Source organism: Paenibacillus wenxiniae, assembly GCF_039822605.1.
Classification (GTDB): Bacteria; Bacillota; Bacilli; order Paenibacillales; family Paenibacillaceae; genus Saccharibacillus; species Saccharibacillus wenxiniae.
The window spans coordinates 754,714-772,315 of sequence record NZ_JBCGUH010000001.1 but is presented as its reverse complement, the minus strand read 5'-3'; the positions used below and the strand labels follow the sequence as shown (position 1 = coordinate 772,315).

17 protein-coding genes and 1 pseudogene are annotated in these 17,602 nt (G+C 47.1%); 16 read left to right on the top strand and 2 right to left on the bottom strand.

Annotation, left to right across the window (positions count from 1 at the left end; translation table 11 throughout):
• Positions 1–214 precede the first annotated feature (214 nt).
• From AAHF22_RS03205 to AAHF22_RS03195, 3 genes are all read left to right on the top strand, one after another.
• On the top strand, positions 215–2,584 hold the full coding sequence (locus tag AAHF22_RS03205) for an endonuclease MutS2 (protein ID WP_347323512.1): 2,370 nt from the start codon (positions 215–217) through the stop codon (positions 2,582–2,584).
• 108 nt (positions 2,585–2,692) lie between these two features.
• Positions 2,693–3,112, top strand: coding sequence for a DUF350 domain-containing protein (locus tag AAHF22_RS03200; RefSeq protein ID WP_347323511.1), 420 nt, complete (start codon positions 2,693–2,695; stop codon positions 3,110–3,112).
• A gap of 61 nt (positions 3,113–3,173) precedes the next feature.
• Positions 3,174–3,788 carry a hypothetical protein gene (locus AAHF22_RS03195; RefSeq protein ID WP_347323510.1) on the top strand — a complete coding sequence of 205 codons (615 nt, stop codon included), beginning with the start codon at positions 3,174–3,176 and terminating at the stop codon, positions 3,786–3,788.
• Positions 3,789–4,441: 653 nt separating this feature from the next.
• On the opposite strand, the gene AAHF22_RS03190 is transcribed toward AAHF22_RS03195, so the two are convergent.
• Positions 4,442–5,701 (bottom strand): NAD(P)/FAD-dependent oxidoreductase, encoded by a 1,260-nt coding sequence (locus tag AAHF22_RS03190; protein ID WP_371834003.1) that lies wholly within the window; start codon positions 5,699–5,701, stop codon positions 4,442–4,444.
• A 243-nt stretch (positions 5,702–5,944) separates the two neighbouring features.
• Here AAHF22_RS03190 and AAHF22_RS03185 point away from each other — a divergent pair, with 243 nt between their 5' ends.
• From AAHF22_RS03185 to AAHF22_RS03125, 13 genes are all read left to right on the top strand, one after another.
• A complete protein-coding gene (locus AAHF22_RS03185; protein WP_188773844.1) occupies positions 5,945–6,445 on the top strand; it encodes an Lrp/AsnC family transcriptional regulator in 501 nt (166 codons plus the stop codon).
• Between the two features lie 15 nt (positions 6,446–6,460).
• Positions 6,461–7,663, top strand: a complete 1,203-nt coding sequence (locus AAHF22_RS03180; RefSeq protein ID WP_347323508.1) for an aminotransferase class I/II-fold pyridoxal phosphate-dependent enzyme — start codon at positions 6,461–6,463, stop codon at positions 7,661–7,663.
• Between the two features lie 160 nt (positions 7,664–7,823).
• Positions 7,824–8,060: an aspartyl-phosphate phosphatase Spo0E family protein gene (locus tag AAHF22_RS03175; protein WP_347323552.1), complete on the top strand. Its 237-nt coding sequence runs from the start codon at positions 7,824–7,826 to the stop codon at positions 8,058–8,060.
• A gap of 242 nt (positions 8,061–8,302) precedes the next feature.
• Positions 8,303–8,866 carry a hypothetical protein gene (locus tag AAHF22_RS03170; protein WP_347323507.1) on the top strand — a complete coding sequence of 188 codons (564 nt, stop codon included), beginning with the start codon at positions 8,303–8,305 and terminating at the stop codon, positions 8,864–8,866.
• Positions 8,867–9,173: 307 nt separating this feature from the next.
• Positions 9,174–9,746, top strand: coding sequence for a cob(I)yrinic acid a,c-diamide adenosyltransferase (locus AAHF22_RS03165; protein ID WP_347323506.1), 573 nt, complete (start codon positions 9,174–9,176; stop codon positions 9,744–9,746).
• Positions 9,747–9,834: 88 nt separating this feature from the next.
• A complete protein-coding gene (locus AAHF22_RS03160) occupies positions 9,835–10,872 on the top strand; it encodes an RluA family pseudouridine synthase (RefSeq protein ID WP_371834009.1) in 1,038 nt (345 codons plus the stop codon).
• 310 nt (positions 10,873–11,182) lie between these two features.
• Complete coding sequence (locus AAHF22_RS03155; RefSeq protein ID WP_347323505.1) at positions 11,183–11,545, top strand: arsenate reductase family protein; 363 nt, start codon at positions 11,183–11,185, stop codon at positions 11,543–11,545.
• 296 nt (positions 11,546–11,841) lie between these two features.
• Entirely contained in the window at positions 11,842–12,315 is a 474-nt protein-coding gene (locus AAHF22_RS03150; RefSeq protein WP_347323504.1) for a GNAT family N-acetyltransferase, read from the top strand.
• 349 nt (positions 12,316–12,664) lie between these two features.
• Positions 12,665–13,528, top strand: coding sequence for a 5'-3' exonuclease (locus AAHF22_RS03145; protein ID WP_371834008.1), 864 nt, complete (start codon positions 12,665–12,667; stop codon positions 13,526–13,528).
• The gene (locus AAHF22_RS03140; RefSeq protein ID WP_347323502.1) at positions 13,525–14,634 is read left to right on the top strand and encodes a phosphodiester glycosidase family protein; all 1,110 of its coding nucleotides are present in this window, start codon (positions 13,525–13,527) and stop codon (positions 14,632–14,634) included. Before AAHF22_RS03145 ends, AAHF22_RS03140 begins: the two co-directional genes overlap by 4 nt.
• A gap of 295 nt (positions 14,635–14,929) precedes the next feature.
• Positions 14,930–15,829, top strand: a complete 900-nt coding sequence (locus AAHF22_RS03135) for an ROK family protein (protein WP_347323501.1) — start codon at positions 14,930–14,932, stop codon at positions 15,827–15,829.
• Positions 15,822–16,589, top strand: coding sequence for a DsbA family protein (locus AAHF22_RS03130; protein WP_371834002.1), 768 nt, complete (start codon positions 15,822–15,824; stop codon positions 16,587–16,589). The genes AAHF22_RS03135 and AAHF22_RS03130 overlap by 8 nt, the downstream gene beginning before the upstream one ends.
• Positions 16,590–16,594: 5 nt before the next feature.
• Positions 16,595–17,056, top strand: coding sequence for a disulfide oxidoreductase (locus tag AAHF22_RS03125; RefSeq protein WP_347323499.1), 462 nt, complete (start codon positions 16,595–16,597; stop codon positions 17,054–17,056).
• A 279-nt stretch (positions 17,057–17,335) separates the two neighbouring features.
• On the opposite strand, the pseudogene AAHF22_RS03120 reads toward AAHF22_RS03125, so the two are convergent.
• A pseudogene (locus AAHF22_RS03120) lies at positions 17,336–17,428 on the bottom strand (GNAT family N-acetyltransferase); the annotation flags it as partial.
• Positions 17,429–17,602 lie beyond the last annotated feature (174 nt).

Sequence of the window (17,602 nt, the reverse complement as noted above, 5' to 3'; positions counted from 1 at the left end):
CATATCATGTATACTAATCTTTGCACCTGTAACGTATCCTTATAGCTAGTATGGCTGTATGGTATGGCTCAGACAGAGAATGACACTGCATCCCGTAGGTCATCCGAAGAAATGTTCACGATTAGGCGGTACGACTTACCATTATATTATATTGAACCATTGAACCGGAGTGGCTACATCAGTTGCAGTTCCGGTATAGAGGAGTGTCATAACGTTGAACGATAAAATATTCCATACGATGCAGTATGGGCATATTCTGGATATGCTGGCTAGTTATGCGGCAACCGCAATCGGCAAGCAGGCAGCACTTTCACTACAGCCAGATACCGATCTGGAATATGTCAAAAAAATGCTGCAATTTACCGATGAGGCATCGACGGTTGATCGTCTCAAAGGCACGCCGCCATTTGGGGGTATTGTTGATATTCGTCCGGCAGTGAGCCGGGCGCGTATCGGGGGGACGCTCAGTCCAAGTGAGCTGTTAGGCATTGCGAATACGATTATGGGCGGTCGCCGTGCGGCACGCCATGTGGAAAGTGTACATGAGGATGAGCCGGTTCCATTGCTCGCTGATTTGATCGAACTATTATCGGATCAGCGTCCGTTGGAAAAGTCCATTCGTGCCTGTATCGACGAATCGGCGCATGTGATGGATTCGGCAAGCAGTGAGCTGGCGACGATTCGCCGTGAGCTTCGTTCTGGTGAATCCCGTATTCGGGAGAAGCTGGACGGTATGATCCGTTCACAGACGGTAGCGAAAATGCTCCAGGATCAACTGGTGACGATTCGCGGGGATCGTTTTGTTATTCCAGTCAAAGCTGAATATCGCTCGTACTTTGGCGGTATTGTGCACGACCAATCCGGTTCGGGGGCAACGCTGTTTATCGAGCCAGAGTCGATCGTAGCGATGAACAATAAACTACGCGAAACGAAGCTGCGTGAAGAGCGCGAAATTGAAGTGATTTTGCAAAAGCTGACGGCTCAGGTAGCTGAGCAGGCAGAATTGATCGGTTATGATGTGGAGACGCTGGCACAGCTTGATTTTGTTTTTGCGAAGGCGCGTCTGGCACATGCGATGAAAGCAAGCAAGCCGATGATGAACGACCGCGGCTTCCTTAAGCTAAAAAAAGCCCGTCATCCGTTGATTGCAGCAGACCATGTTGTGCCAACCGATCTGGAACTGGGCAATTCCTATACGAGCATCATTGTGACCGGACCAAATACAGGGGGGAAAACGGTCTCCTTGAAAACGGTCGGTCTGCTGAGCCTGATGGCGATGTCTGGATTGTTTGTACCGGCTGAGGATGGCAGTCAGATGTGCGTATTTGATGCTATTTATGCCGATATCGGAGACGAGCAAAGTATCGAGCAGAATCTGAGTACCTTTTCCAGTCATATGACTAATATCATTTCGATTCTGGGCAAAATGACACCGAAAAGTCTGGTACTGTTTGATGAACTGGGTGCAGGTACAGACCCGGCAGAAGGCTCAGCGCTGGCGATTGCCATTTTGGAACATATTCATAGTCAAGGTTGCCGTATGATTGCAACGACACACTATAGCGAGCTGAAAGCCTATGCGTATGACCGTAAAGGCGTTATTAATGCGAGCATGGAGTTTGATGTGAATACGCTCAGTCCAACGTATCGTCTGCTGATTGGTGTGCCGGGGCGCAGTAATGCATTTGCCATTGCGGAGCGTCTGGGACTGCCTTCAAACATTCTGGATCATGCGCGCGGCGAAGTGAGCGAGGAAGATCAGCGCATTGAGCATATGATTGCATCGCTTGAAAGTAATCGTCTTGGCGCTGAAGCGGAGCGCGAAGAAGCCGAGCGTCTGCGTAGAGAGCTGGAAGAGCTGCGTACAAAGTATGAGCGCGATCTGAATCGTCTGGAAGAACAGCGCGACAAGCGTCTGGAAAAAGCAGAAGATGAAGCGCGTGCGATTTTGGAGAAGGCGCGCACTGAAGCCGATGAAGTGATTAGCTCGCTACGCAAAATGGCGCAGGAGGAAGGCGCGTCGGTCAAAGAACACCGTCTGATCGCAGCACGTCGTCAACTGGACGAAGCAGCACCTGCTCAGCGTCAGAAGAAAAAGGCACCAGCAACGGCGGCGAAAAAGGCAAAGCCGATCGGACCTGGCGACGAAGTGATGGTGAACAGCTTCAAGCAGCGTGGTCATGTGGTCGAGCTGTCTGGTTCCAAAGAAGCGCTTGTCCAAATGGGAATTATGAAGATGAAAGTCTCCTTGAGCGATCTGGAACTTATCGAATCTGCGAAGCCGACGGCACAGCCGCAGCGGAAGCAGGTCACGACCGTTACACGTTCGCGTGAAGATAACACGCATTCTGAGCTGGATCTGCGCGGTACCAACGTAGAAGAAGCACTACTCGATGTGGATCGATTCCTGGATGAAGCTTTCCTCGCCAATCTCGGACAGGTGTATATTATTCACGGTAAAGGAACAGGTGTATTGCGTACTGGGATTCAAGATTTCCTGCGCCGTCACAAGCATGTTAAAAGCTTCCGGATCGGCAATTATAATGAGGGCGGAACAGGGGTGACGGTAGCCGAGCTGAAATAAGCGCGGCTATCATCCACCCCGAATCCGTTTGAAACCATTACGGCGTTCATGCGTAGAGACTAGGATGATCTGTAATGATTTCACTACCGGAAGGAGTTAGAAAGTGGCGTGAAGGACTACGTAGATCCGTTGCTGGCGCATCCGGTCGGAATGATGGTCGGTTATTTTTCCGTGGCTGTGCTGCAATTAATCGTATTTTTATGGTGTTTTGAACTCGTAACGAAGTATAAGTGCTGGGACGAAATCAAGCGTGGCAATATGGCTGTGGCGATGGCGACAGGCGGCAAGATTTTCGGAATCTGTAATGTGATGCGATTCTCGATCGAGGCACACAGCTCGGTGTACGGAAGCCTTGGCTGGTCGCTCATCGGCTTTTTGCTGCTGATGGTTGCCTATTTTCTATTTGAGTTTCTGACCCCGGTCTTTAATATTGATAAAGAGATTGCTTCGGACAACCGGGCAATCGGCTTGATTTCGATGATTATATCCGTGTCTCTGTCCTATGTGATCGGAGCTTCGATTTTGTAGCAGTGGCAGGATACGAACGGATCATCCAGCACCAAATTTGCAACATGAAAGGAACGGAATAATGGATACAACAGTATGTCCGTGGTGTCATAGTGAAATCGTATGGGACCCTGAGCTAGGTCCTGAAGAATTTTGCCCTCATTGTGGTAACGAGCTGAGCGGATACCGCACACTCAATATCGAGCTGGAGGACGAAGAAGAGCAAGAAGGCGGCGCGTATGCAACGGCTCGCGAGATCGCGGCAGACCCGGCACAACGTATACAGCCTGCTACAAGTGAAAAAGGCAGCGGTCTGGCAAGCCGTGCAGCCACATTGCTGGACGAAGCCGAACTGTTCCAACAACCGAATTTGAGTTCACTCAAAACCGTTGAAAGCTACGGCGATGAGAGCTTTAATATGGTCGATTACGAAGAACAGGTGGAACAGCTACTGGACGGACAGGAAGAAATTCCACAATGCCCGCATTGTCAGGAATATATGCTGCTATCCGGTACACAGCAAATGGGCACAACTGGTTTTACGTCCGCTCAAACATCAGCAGGCACTGCATTCCTGCCAACACCGTATACCGTTAATGTATACGTATGCCCAAGCTGCTTCCATGTACACCAGAGCCTGGACGAATCATCCCGATTGCATATGATCGATGCGCTTTCCGCTTCGAAAGAGCAGTGAAAAGCAGCAAAGTTAAAGGGATAATGTTATAGCAAAGCTTGCAGATGATGCCCGCTAGACAATCGTTCACAGTAGGCGCTATGCTTGAATAAAAGCTCTAAAAGCTCTAAAAGCTCTAAAAGCTCTAAAAGCTCTAAAAGCTCTAAAAGCTCTAAAAGCTCTAAAAGCTCTAAAAGCTCTAAAAGCTCTAAAAGCTCTAAAAGCTCTACAAGCTCTACAAGCTCTACAAGCTCTACAAGCTCTACAAGCTCTATTGTGCAACTTTATCGTCTTGAATAAGTACAGTTTACTTACTGCTTACTCACTGCGATTGCAATAACCGATTACGGCATGAAAATAAAAAGTCAGACCATTCAATGTACTGTAGACATACTGCTTCGCTATCCATATTGGATCGAAGAAGTAGCTACAGTTAACATTGAACGTCTGACTTTTTCTGTTTTATAAATGATACTCACTACGGAACAAAGGCAAGCAAATAAGGCAAAAAGGACGACTAATCATGTTAGTGTACTTCTAACAAGGTGTTCAATGAAAAGTGATTTTGGCGAAGCAAAATAGCTCACTTCTTCTGAATGTATCCTCCTTATTCCTTGCCTGAGTGAATGATGCGTTATGGCAGAACAAGCTGCATTAGATTAGCACATCGTATGTTAAGCTGTAATATCTGGAACGACAATCTGCGGTGTATGAGCTGGCGATGGCTTCGCACTCCGCGTCAAACTGAACAATTCCAATTCTGGTCGCTTCACGCCAGTCAGCTCATCTGCTAGCAGCATCGCCGCAATAGCACTGTACACCGTACCATTTCCGCCATATCCTTCAACAAAGTAGCAATCTGGATACTCTGGATGACTGCCCATATAAGGCAAGCCGTCACGACTGGAGCCAAATGGTGCTGCCCATGCCGATTCGATCGTGAGCGAACCGATGCGTGGGAATAGCTCTTCAACAGCAGCCAGTAGACGCTGGGCTTGATTGATTTTGCGCACTTCCATATTGGCGATATCGGTCAGCGGCTCATCCAATCCACCCGCAATAATACGGTTATCGGCAGTGGTGCGAATGTACAAATAAGGACGTGCCGTTTCCCACAGCATGCTGCGATTGTACCAGCCATCCCAGTTGCTAACTGGCGTAGTGGCAATCGCGTAAGTGTTCATCAGGAAAGCACCGCGATCTTTTTTAATTTCCTGTGTTTCGTAGCCGGTGGAGAATACAACCTTTTTCGCTCGAATCGTATGCTCACCGACATAATGCACGATACCATTGTCAGTAAACGTCTGTCCGGTCACACCTGAATGTTCGAAGACACGTGCGCCATGTCGGCGTGCATCCATCATCAAGCCATGAACGAGTCGATACGGATTCACTTCAGCATCACCATGTGTATAAATGCCACCTGCTCGACTAAAGGAGAAATGCTTTGCAATCCGCGCCTCATCCCAGTAATCCGCTGCGAATCCGTGTCGGCTTAGATTCTCATATTCCTCTTGCAATCCAGCTACGTCATCTGGTTCGCTGGCAAAATACAAACTGCTGCGCGGAATCATCTGAACCGGAATCGGTAACTGTGGCGCAGTGTGAAGTAAATATTCCATCGCATCACGGCATAAGCGATAAAACAGTACCCCATTTTCCTCACCAAATGTATTGATACATGCAGTCAATGTCTTGTCATTCGTATATTGTAGCAGTCCGGTGTTGGCAATCGAGCTACCCTGCCCAATTTTACGTTTCTCCACTACGACTGTACGCAGCCCGCGTTTGGCGAATTCTCTAGCGCACAGTGCGCCGCCCATGCCTCCGCCGATCACGAGCACATCACACTCCAGATTTTCCGTTAATTGTTCATATGCTGGTGTCCGGGGCATCGTGTGTCCCCACATTGTGTCTCTGGTGTGCAAATTCATGTGTATTCGCTCCTTTGGAAGTTAGGTGGAATGATTCGCTGTTAGCGTTAAGTAACCTAATTAGATACATTAACCTAATCCGGTGTATAATGAAGCAGTACATTTAGTAGAAAAGGTATAATCATGCCGCTGCAATTTATCGCTTGTCCGCATTAACGTGAAAATAAGCGTAGACACTTGGCAGAAATGTACGATTCGTGTAATATTTATTATTAATCTTTCGCACTTGGAGGCTATATCGTTATGAAGGAACTTAGCGAGCTAAAGCTGCAAATTCTTGATCTACTCAAGGAAGACGCCAGACGTACCCCACAGCTCATATCCACATTGCTGGGTATTGAAGAAGCCGAGGTCAAACAGGCGATTCAGGAACTAGAAGACGATAATGTGATCGTCAAATATGCAACCGTAGTCAACTGGAGCAAAGTGGATGACGAGACCGTAACTGCACTGATCGAGGTACAGATTACACCGGAGCGCGGACGTGGCTTTGAAGGTATTGCAGAGCGCATCTATTTGTATCCACAGGTGAAATCGGTCTATTTGATGTCCGGCGCCTACGATCTGCTAGTGGAGGTAGAAGGGCACAACCTGAAGGAAGTGGCGAGCTTCGTTTCCGAACGGCTGTCTCCGATTGAATCGGTATTATCAACCAAAACACACTTTATTCTTAAAAAGTACAAACAGGACGGAATTATTTTTGAAGACCATGAAGATGACCGCCGCCTGATTATTTCCCCGTAAAGGAAGATGCATGCTATGATTGTCAACCGAGATCAGACTGCCGGAGAGCAGAAATCAATGGAGTCGTATCTATCACCGCTCGTTCGTGGCATCCAGCCTTCCGGTATCCGCAAATTTTTCGATCTGGTTAGCGCCAGTAAGGATATTATTACGCTGGGCGTGGGCGAACCCGACTTTATTACACCGTGGCATGTACGTGAAGCATGCGTCTATTCATTAGAGCGCGGCTACACCCGTTATACGTCCAATTCCGGCATGCCGGAACTGCGTGAAGCGATTGCCGCGTATTTGGAAAATGAATTTAACACGTCATATGATCCAAAAGACGAAGTGCTTGTAACCGTAGGCGGCAGTGAAGCGATCGACTTGGCACTACGTGCACTGATCGCACCGGGCGATGAGATTTTGATCCCTGAGCCATGTTATATCTCGTATTCGCCGATTACGGCGATTGGCGGCGGTGTACCCGTTGGGATCGAGACCTTTGCTGAAAATAACTTCAAACTGACCGCCGAAGCGCTGGAAAAAAGCATTACACCGCGTTCGAAAATTCTGATCCTCTGTTATCCAAGCAATCCGACAGGCGCGATCATGACCTATGAAGACTGGTTGCCGATTGCCAAAGTGGTGGAAAAGCATGATCTGATCGTCATTTCCGATGAAATTTATGCGGAGCTGACGTATGGCACGAAGCACGTAAGCTTTGCTGCGATTCCCGGTATGCAGGATCGTACAATTCTCGTTAGCGGCTTTTCCAAAGCATTTGCGATGACAGGCTGGCGGATGGGCTATGCTTGTGGACATCCCGATCTTATTTCGGCGATGCTCAAAATTCACCAGTATACGGTAATGTGTGCGCCGGTGATGGGGCAAGTGGCTGCGCTGGAAGCACTGACGAATGGACTGGAAGAGAAGGACAAGATGGTGGAGTCGTATAATCGCCGTCGTCGTCTGATTGTGGACGGATTCCGTAGCATCGGATTGGATTGCCATGAGCCGCAAGGGGCATTTTATGCATTCCCAAGCATTCGCTCCACTGGCTTAAGTTCTGAACAATTTGCCCAGCAGTTGCTAGTAGAAGGGCGTGTGGCGGCCGTACCAGGCACGGTATTCGGACTTGGCGGAGAAGGCTTTATTCGCTGTTCATATGCAACTTCTGTAGCTCAGCTGAGTGAAGCGTTAGAACGCATAGGTTCATTTTTGCATAAAATAAAATAATTACCAGTAATGGTACGGTAAATAAAAAAATGTTAATTTAACCTTTACACCAAATTTCTGCTTCCATTTCGTTAGACCTGTGCTATAATAGGTCTTCGGAAGCAGGAATTTTTTGTTATAAGGAGGGAATTACTTGTATTGTGCTGAATATTCGGTACCAATGTACCGAGGACTTATGCTCTCAGAAAATAAAGCATCTTGGCCACAACAACCGGATTACGCGAGGCAACTAATTTCTCTGGAAAATGAGATTCATATGCTTCGTACACGTATGGAGCAGATGTTTATCGAAAAACAATCGTTTACTGTGGAAGACGTGCTTGAAATTAGTATGTTGCTTGATATCCGAATTAATGAGTACATGCATATGCGCTACAATAGCAAACAGGGGAACTAGCTTGAAATCGCCATCCAGCTACACACATGGAATCGATATCAGATGAGCAACAACCAGGGGTCATCCCATACATAGCCTTTTACAAAGGCGCTAGCACTCCAACAGCTCGAATGGGCGACTTCTGGCCGCACTGCGGTACAGAACGCTTTTTAACTAATGAAGATCCTATAACAGGGTCTTCTTTTTTTGCGTGTTATGGATATGGTATGATGAGACATAGTGAAGTCGAAGGGGGAACACCGGTGAAAGCATGGGTAAAAGGAATCGCGTTGGTACTAGGAATGAGTATGATTGCTATACTGGCAGGCTGTGGTGGCAGTACGGAAAGTGCGGCTGATCCGAATCATGTGCAGATTTTTATTATGGGTAAAGATGGATTTCCACAGGAGTATGCAGATCAGATCGGGAAAAATTTGCAGCAGAAGCTAGGCAATAATATGACTGTAACTGTTAGCACAACGCCGGTGTATTCTGCGGAGAAGCTTGTGCTTGAATATGTAGATCGTACCGACGACATTGTCATTTTGCCAGAAGCGGATATGAAAGGCTATGCGGTGAATGGCGGTCATATGGTGCTGGATCAAGACTTTGATGCGAAGAAGTATAAAGAAGGCGTGACTAAAGGAGCGGCTGATCAGAATGATACAGACGCGGCGAAACAAACCGAGCATTTGTTTGCGATCCCGGTAAGTCAGATGTCTTCGTTTAAAGCGATTGGCTACACCGGCAATGATCTGTATGCGACCATTCCGATTTTTGCCAATCATGATAAAGCGGTGAAGGTGTTGAAGGCGTTGACGGATTGAATGAGCTGTTATGTGATAGATGTCGACGATAATGGTACAGTTCCAATACATGTATCACATATACCGTTTTACGCATAAAAAAATATCGATCGGACGAGCCACACCGTGCATATCATATGCTCACGTTGCGGCTTGTCTTGTATTATGTGGTCGATTCTGATGTAGGTTGGATATAGACATGGATTGTATTTATATATTTTAATAGGATATTGTCATTCGCAGGAGTAACTTGATATTCTCGAGTTCGTTTGGAATGTCGAATACAAGCTGAGTATAACGAAAAGTTGAAATAGAGAGGGGTACAGCAATGAACATTTATACACGTACTGGAGATGAAGGGCAGACTTCGGTCATTGGTGGGCGCGTGCGTAAAGATGATGTACAGGTAGAGGCCTATGGTACGATCGATGAGCTGAATAGCTTTGTCGGTCAGGCGGCTGCGATGACGATGGAAGATCACTTATCCGATTTGCGGGAGGATCTGATTCAGATTCAGCAGGAGTTGTTCGATTGCGGTTCGGATCTTGCTTTTGTACAATTGTCAGAGGATCGCTACAAGGTAGATGGCACGATGGCAGAGCGGTTGGAGCGGTGGATCGATCGCTATGAGAGTGAGAATCCGGCGCTGGAACGGTTTATTTTGCCGGGAGGTAGTGCGCTGGCTGCATCGCTGCATGTGTGCCGTACCGTATGTCGTCGTGCTGAACGTCGCGTCGTTACACTGGCAGCAGAGCAGGAGATCAATCCGGCGGTACGGCAATATTTGAATAGACTGTCGGATTATTTTTTTGTGGTGGCGCGTACTGCGAATGTACGAGCTGGTGTAGCCGATGTGGAATATGTGCGCAGTGCGCGTGTATTTCGGCGTAATGAAGAGTGAGGTAGACGCTGACGAATAGGGGCGTAAGCTATGTTTGATACAGCGTTGAAAGAGAGGACTATATAGCAATATGAATGACAGCAACAATATGAATGACCGTAATAGGAATGGCAATGAAGCTAAGTTTAGCCATCCCGATGTGCAGGATTATTATCCACCGATTGTGTATACGGTTGAGCCAAAAGATGAAGGCATGTTGCTCAAAACGATACTGAATCGCCGTATGGGGATTTCGCGCAAGCTGTTGTCCCGATTGAAAATGACGCAACTTGGTGTGGCGTTAAACGGACAGCGTGTGTATGTCGATCACAAAGTACAGGGCAATGATGTGATTGAAGTGCGTATGCTGCGTGAAAGTTCGGAAGATATTTTGCCACAGCCGATGGAGCTTCATATTTTGTTTGAAGATGAGCATCTGCTCATTTTAAATAAGCCTGCGGGTGTAATTGTGCATCCAACGCATGGACATTATACCGATACACTGGCGAATGGTGTGGTGCATTACTGGAAGGAGAAAGGTGTACAATTCCGGTTTCGTCCTGTGCATCGCCTCGATCAAGAAACATCAGGCGTACTGGCGATTGCGAAAAATCCATACGCCCATCAACATATTTCCGAACAGATGATTCGTGGTGAAGTGTTCAAATCGTATAAAGCATATGTGCATCATTGCCCACAGCCGTCCTCCGGTCGCATTGAAGGGGCGATTGATCGTCATCCCGAGCATACGCATATCCGCACCGTTACACCAGACGGTTATTATGCGGCTACTCGTTATGTGACACTGGACACATTCGCCGGGCATGATGCAGCGCTAATATCGCTGGAGCTGGAAACGGGGCGTACCCATCAGATTCGAGTGCATATGAAACATATCGGATGTCCGCTAATTGGCGATCCGATGTATGGCTATCCAGCAGACAATGAGCTGGCACCAAAAGCAACGACAGCGGATGCAGATCGTATTAGCGAGCTAGATCGTATCGTAAATCGGCAGGCGCTGCATGCGTATGAGCTTGGATTTGTCCATCCGGCAACTGGAGAACAGTTGCTATTTCAAGCGCCATTGCCGGCTGATTTGGAGCGATTGGATCAGCATCTGCGTCAGCAGGAAGATATCCAGTGATCGGGAGTGCTCAACATGAGTGAAATGGCTTAACACAGATAAGATAGCTCCGCATGAATAAGAGTGCTCAATACGAGTAAGATTGCTCAACATGAACAGGATGGCTAAACGTGAATAGTCTTGATTAATAAACGATACGATAGTGGGCATCTGCTCCTAACTCAACACATATTAATCTACATGGATCGAATACATTACAAGGACCGAGTACATTACAAGTCATACTCACCTCTACATTTCTTCGTAGAAGTGAAATATATGTTACCCTGTACAAGTTTTATATATTTTCTAAAGGAGACGATCGATAATTATGAGTAAATTAACCGTATATCAATACCCACCATGCAGCACCTGCCGCAATGCGATCAAATGGTTAAAAGCGCAAGGGCACGAGCTGAATCTGATCCATATCGTTGATGCGCCGCCAACGGCTGAGCAATTACGTGAACTGGTCGAGCATAGCGATGTAGAATTGAAAAAGTTTTTTAATACAAGTGGTGAAGTGTATAAAAGTCTTAGTTTGAAAGATAAGTTGCCCACGATGAGTGCAGAAGAACAGCTGGAGCTACTGTCGCAAAATGGGAAGCTGATCAAGCGTCCGATTGTTACGGATGGCGACAAAGTAACAGTTGGCTTTAAAGCAGATATGTATGAACAGGCGTGGAAAGCTTAACATATACCGAGCTAGCTAAAAGATAGCTGGTAGCCTTAGCGTTCATTAACGTCTACTCAAGCTCTTTAATATTGTTAAATCTCATTACATTTTATTGCATCTAATTACATCTAATTACAGCTAAATAAAGACCGTTAAAGCTAACATCGTTGCACAATCGATCGATTGTGATTCCAGCCATCTAACAAACGCTAGTAGTATCTGTATACACAATTTATAAACAAGCACAGTGTCTGTGCAAGTCGCGATCATTCATGATAAACTCCTCCTAACTTACATAAGGAGGAGTTTTTGTTATGTCTGACGATGCTACATCTACTGGGTTCCCTCATTATGAGCTGCAACCAGCCTCTTTCAGCGATGCGGCCTGGATAGCCGAGTTGCGTGCACTTGTCTTAAAAGAGGATTTGACACGTCTGCATCGATACGATGAAAAGCGTGTGCGAGAGCGGTTTTTGAACTCTTTTCAACCGGATTATACAAAGCTGATTATGGTGGATCAATCGCCTGTAGGCTGTATTGCTTTACGCCCGGAGCAGCAAGGTGGTTATGTGCTGGAACACTTTTATATTCATCCCCATCATCAAGGAAAGGGCATTGGCAACGCCGTATTGAATGAGGTGCTATGGGATTCCAAACTGTATGGACATACCGTTACATTAAATGTATTGCAGGGCAGTCCGGCACGTCGCTTATATGAGCGGCATGGCTTTGAACAGAGTGAACAGGATGAAATCGATGTGTTTATGAAGCGATCGATCGAAGCGTAAATGAAAGATTTTGCATAATGAATCGAGTTGTATCCTGTGATCTATCGATCTTCTGCTATTATTTAGAAAACGTATGCGATATCAATGTACTAAACTGTATTTTCTATTGAAGATGATGTTCAAATCCAACGCTTCGTAAAGCAGAGTATGCAGAGAACAGTTCAATTCATCCCGGGCGCATATACAAAAGGTTCCTGATTCACTTGAGGAGCTTTTTTCTATTCATAAATATGCCCTATAAAACGTTGTGAATAGTTGTACAGCTTTGAACAAATTCGGTATGATAGAATCAAACTGGTTTTACACGCATAGGGGAGAATACACATTGACTGAATTGAAACAACAAAAAATGATGCTCGTTGACGGTATGGCGCTTTTGTTCCGCGCTTATTACGCCACAGCACAGACTGGCTATATTCGTCGTACAAAAGCAGGCGTGCCAACCAATGCGATTTACGGCTTTGTGCGCTATTTATGGGATGCGGTTAGCCTGTACGAACCGACGCATATTGCTTGCTGTTGGGATCTGGGTACACAGACGTTCCGGCGTGAAGAGTTTGCCGATTATAAGGGTAACCGGACAGCAGCACCGGACGATCTGATTCCGCAATTCGATCTGATCTGGGATGTGACCGAGAGCATGGGCATTCCGAATTTGAGTGCACCGGGCTATGAAGCAGATGATTGCATCGGTACACTGGCACGCGAACTGGAGCAGGGCATGGAGGTTATGATTTTGACCGGGGACCATGATATGCTACAGCTGGTGGATCATCGTACGAGCGTGATTATTATGAAAAAAGGCTATGGCAACTATAAGGTATACACACCGGAATCATTGATGGAAGAAAAAGAACTGACACCCGCGCAAATTATCGATATGAAGGCGCTTATGGGCGATACAAGCGATAACTATCCAGGCGTTAAAGGCATCGGTGAAAAGACGGCTGTGAAGCTGGTGAAGGAATACGGCTCGGTAGAAGGCATTCTCGAACATCTGGACAAGCTGACTCCATCGGTTCGTAAAAAGATCGAAGCGGATCTGGATATGCTGCATCTGTCGCGTCGTTTGGCTACGATTCATTGCGAAGTGCCTGTCGTATGTACGCTCGACGAATGTTTATTACTGCTGGAAGATAACAAAATTATCGATAAATTTGAGGAGCTTGAGATCAAAAGCCTGTGCTCTATGCTGGGGGTTGGCGTATTTTGAGCATAAGATTCATGCGCAGGCCGCGGCGTCTGCTGGCGTTGCTGCTTGCTTGTGTGCTGCTGATCAGTCTGGTCTCGATCGCACCTGCGCAACAGATGAGCGCAGCTGGTAACAGTCTTAGTGCGAAGACGGTCACCGTTAAGGCAGCTGGTCGCAATTTTACCGTCAAAACGGTGCGTATTCCGAAAGGAACAGCAACGGCGGTCGGTTTGGCAGATCATCGTGTGGGACGTACCGCCTCTTTAGCGGCGATCGCTTCTTCCTATGGAGCGAAGGCGGCGATCAATGGAGCCTTTTTCGATTCGTATGGCGGGCCACCTGATCCATACGGTACATTAATATCCGGCGGTCGGCTGATGCATATCGGACGCTATGGTACGACGATTGGTTTTACAGCTAATGGTACCGCAATGATGGATTCACTGCGCATCGAGGTGTCCGGTCAGGTTTCGCCACCAGAGGGGCGCAGCTCAAGCTGGTATGCCGTCTGGTTTAACCGTATCCCCTCTTCAACAGCAAGTGGTACATCAATTGTGTACACACCTGATCGTGGGCTAACAACCGGTTATACAGGTGGTGTAGCGGTCACTGTCCGTAGTGGCAAGGTCGTTTCGAAAAAAAACAATGCCAGCAGTGCCATTCCATCTGACGGTTATGTGATCGTGTTTAGTGGCGATATGAAATCGATGGCAGATCGTTTTGTCGTCGGCTCCAAAGTAACGATGGATATTCGTTATACCAATATCGACGGCAAGGCAATTCCGTGGGAAAATGTAGTTACCGCTGTCGGCGCAGGTCCACGATTGGTGACGGATAGTAAGCTGTCTCTAAACGCTGCGGCAGAAGGTTTTCAAGACCCGAAAATTCTGAATGCTGCCGGTGCACGTAGCGGCATCGCTATTATGGCAGATGGCTCTGTTATGATCGCCACGGTGCCCGGTGCCACGATGAAGCAATGGGCAGCGGTGATGCAGAAGCTTGGCGCGGTACAGGCGATGAATCTGGATGGAGGCGCTTCCTCCGGCATGCTGGCTGGCGGTAAAGTGGTCACTTCACCAGGACGTTTGCTCAGCAATACACTTGTATTCGGTGGCACCTCAAATTAATTGCAGGTGCGACGATAGGAATGCGTTTGCTTGCGCCTGGAAGTTAGGACTAACTTTATAGGTAGAAACAAAGCCTATCGTTGCAATCAAACCGTGTACGACATGCAGGTATTCATTTTAAAAATGATGTATCGCTTGATTCCTATTCACATGTTAAGGCTCTTCATCATAATAAAAGCATCGACGCGGTGTGACATTTTGACATGCAATCGACATATTGCTGCGTTATGATGAAGAGCCTGCACATACTTATTATTGACCATCCATAGGATGCTGCAAAGGAGACGCATGATTAATGAGAAAACTTGGAGCAATTGAGGCAGGCGGTACCAAATTCGTATGTGGAATCGGAACAGAGGATGGACAAATTTTGGAACGGGCAAGCTTCCCGACCGAAACGCCAGAGATTACGATGAAAAACGTCGTATCGTTTTTTGAAGGCAAAGACATTGCGGCGATGGGTATCGGTTCGTTTGGCCCGATTGACCCGATTGTGGGTAGTCCGACATACGGATACATAACGACAACCCCGAAGCCACACTGGGGTCAGTTCGATCTGGTAGGACATATGAAACAGCATTTTTCGGTACCGATGTCCTTTGATACCGATGTGAATGGTGCAGCGCTAGGCGAGTACACATGGGGTGCAGCACGCGGTCTGGATAGCTGTATGTACATTACAGTTGGTACAGGCATCGGTGCGGGTGCTGTCGTGGATGGCAAAATGCTGCACGGTCTATCTCACCCGGAAATGGGTCATATTCTCGTTCGTCGTCATCCAGAAGATACATTTGAAGGCTTTTGCCCGTATCATGGTGACTGTCTGGAAGGGATGGCGGCAGGTCCAGCAATCGAAAAGCGCTGGAATATGAAAGGCTCCGAGCTAACTCCTGATCATCCAGCATGGGAAATGGAAGCTTATTACCTCGCCCAGGCTCTGATGAATTATGTACTCATTCTGTCTCCGCAAAAGATTATTATGGGTGGTGGTGTGATGAAGCAAGAGCAATTGTTCCCGCTCATTCGCACCAAACTGAGCGAGCTATTAAACGGTTACGTACAGCATCCTAGTCTGTCCCAGAACCTGGATCAATATGTCGTCTATCCAGAGCTTGGGGATAATGCAGGTCTGTGCGGTGCCATTGCGCTAGCGAAGCTCGCACTAGAGGGAGAGGAAGGTGCAACGATTGGCTAAGCCAAATCAGAAAAAGAAAAGTAATCCTGAGATGAAGCGTCAGCAACAGCAGGCGTATAAGCAGAAGGAACAAGAACGTCAACGCAAAACGATGCGTAACCTGATCATCGGTACGGTAGCGGTTATCGCGATCGTCGTCGCGCTGATCGTGTTGATTCCAAACAACAAAACAGAAGGTGTCCGCACGACATTTGATTACAGTCAAATGCCGGTGAAAGGCGATGCCAATGCACCGGTGAAAATTGTGGAGTTTGGCGATTTTAAGTGTCCGGTCTGTAAACTATTTAACGAGCAGATCGTGCCGAAAATTCAGGCGGATTTCGTTGACAACGGTACAGTATCGATGTACTTTGCCAACTTCCCATTTATCGGCCCGGATTCCACGACAGCGGCGCTCGCAGCAGAATCGGTCTATCACCAGAAGAGCGATGCATTTTGGCCTTATCTGGATGAACTGTATACGAATCAAAAGGATGAGAATACGAACTGGGCAACACCGGATTATCTCGTTCAGTTAGCGGAGAAAGCGAAGCTCGGCATCGATACTACCAAGCTACGCGCAGATATCGATAACAAAACGTATGCCGATCAGGTCAATGCCCAGTACAAAAAAGGGCAGGAACTGAATATTCCGGGTACGCCGTCGATCTTTATTAACGGCGTGCAATATACGGGTGATCTCGGAGACTATAACGGAATCAAAGCAGCTATCGAAAAAGCACAGGCTGAAGCGAAAAATCAGACTGGATCGGAGGGCTGACGGATATGGGGACGAGCGGCTTTAAGCTGTTTTTGTCGAGATATTATCTGTATCTAGCCTGGATTGTCGCCATCATCGCCACAGGCGGCAGTCTATTTCTAAGTGACGTCCTTCACTGGGAACCGTGCAAGCTGTGCTGGTACCAGCGAATCTTTATGTACCCGCAGGTGATTCTGCTTGGCATCGCCGCCTATCGCCATGATCGCCGCATCGTCAGCTATGCTATGCCGATGACGATCATCGGCGGCTTGATCGCCATCTATCATTATGCAAAGCAGCATATCCCTGCATTGGATCAACTCGTCCCTTGCACAGGCGGCGTATCGTGCAGCAAAGATTATTTCGAATACCTGGGCTTCATCACGATTCCATTTATGGCACTGGTTGCGTTTGCCGTCATCACCCTATTGCTCTGGCTCGGTAGCCGTGCATATGATAAGGTAGCAGGCGCGGAAGAGGCGGAATAAGCGCAATAAGATGGGAGGAAGTGGATTAGTCTAAAGTGATACCGATCGAATGATGATCTAGCAATCAATGATGATGTAGCATAGAAATTCGATCCACTGGAAAAAAGAAAAACAAAGCGAAATCTTAACTAAGGCGTGTAAGCAACATGTTTATGTTGTTGACACATATATGAGTTGGCGTACATGTCCTAAAATCGCAATAATAAAGAGTTCCTTTTTCGTATCGAAGAAGGAACTCTTTGTCTATTTATTTATCTGTCTATCTAGCAATCATCCATACTACATGCTCACTCTGGCATAAATACAAGTATCCGTCCAACGAAGCCCATCCGCAGACAAATCCTCATTTTTCAAAATTCCTTCCAGCACGAATTTCCTCCACAACCACCAATATTCCACTTTAATTTCCCCCTTAAACCAGTTAATATTTTTCTGTAAGGGCTTTCTACCTCAAAATGTGGTTAATGAATAGATAGCACCCGAGTGACCTTCAACAGGACGACATCATCGGAACCTGTCCGGCACGGCCGGAACGTGGCAGTGGTC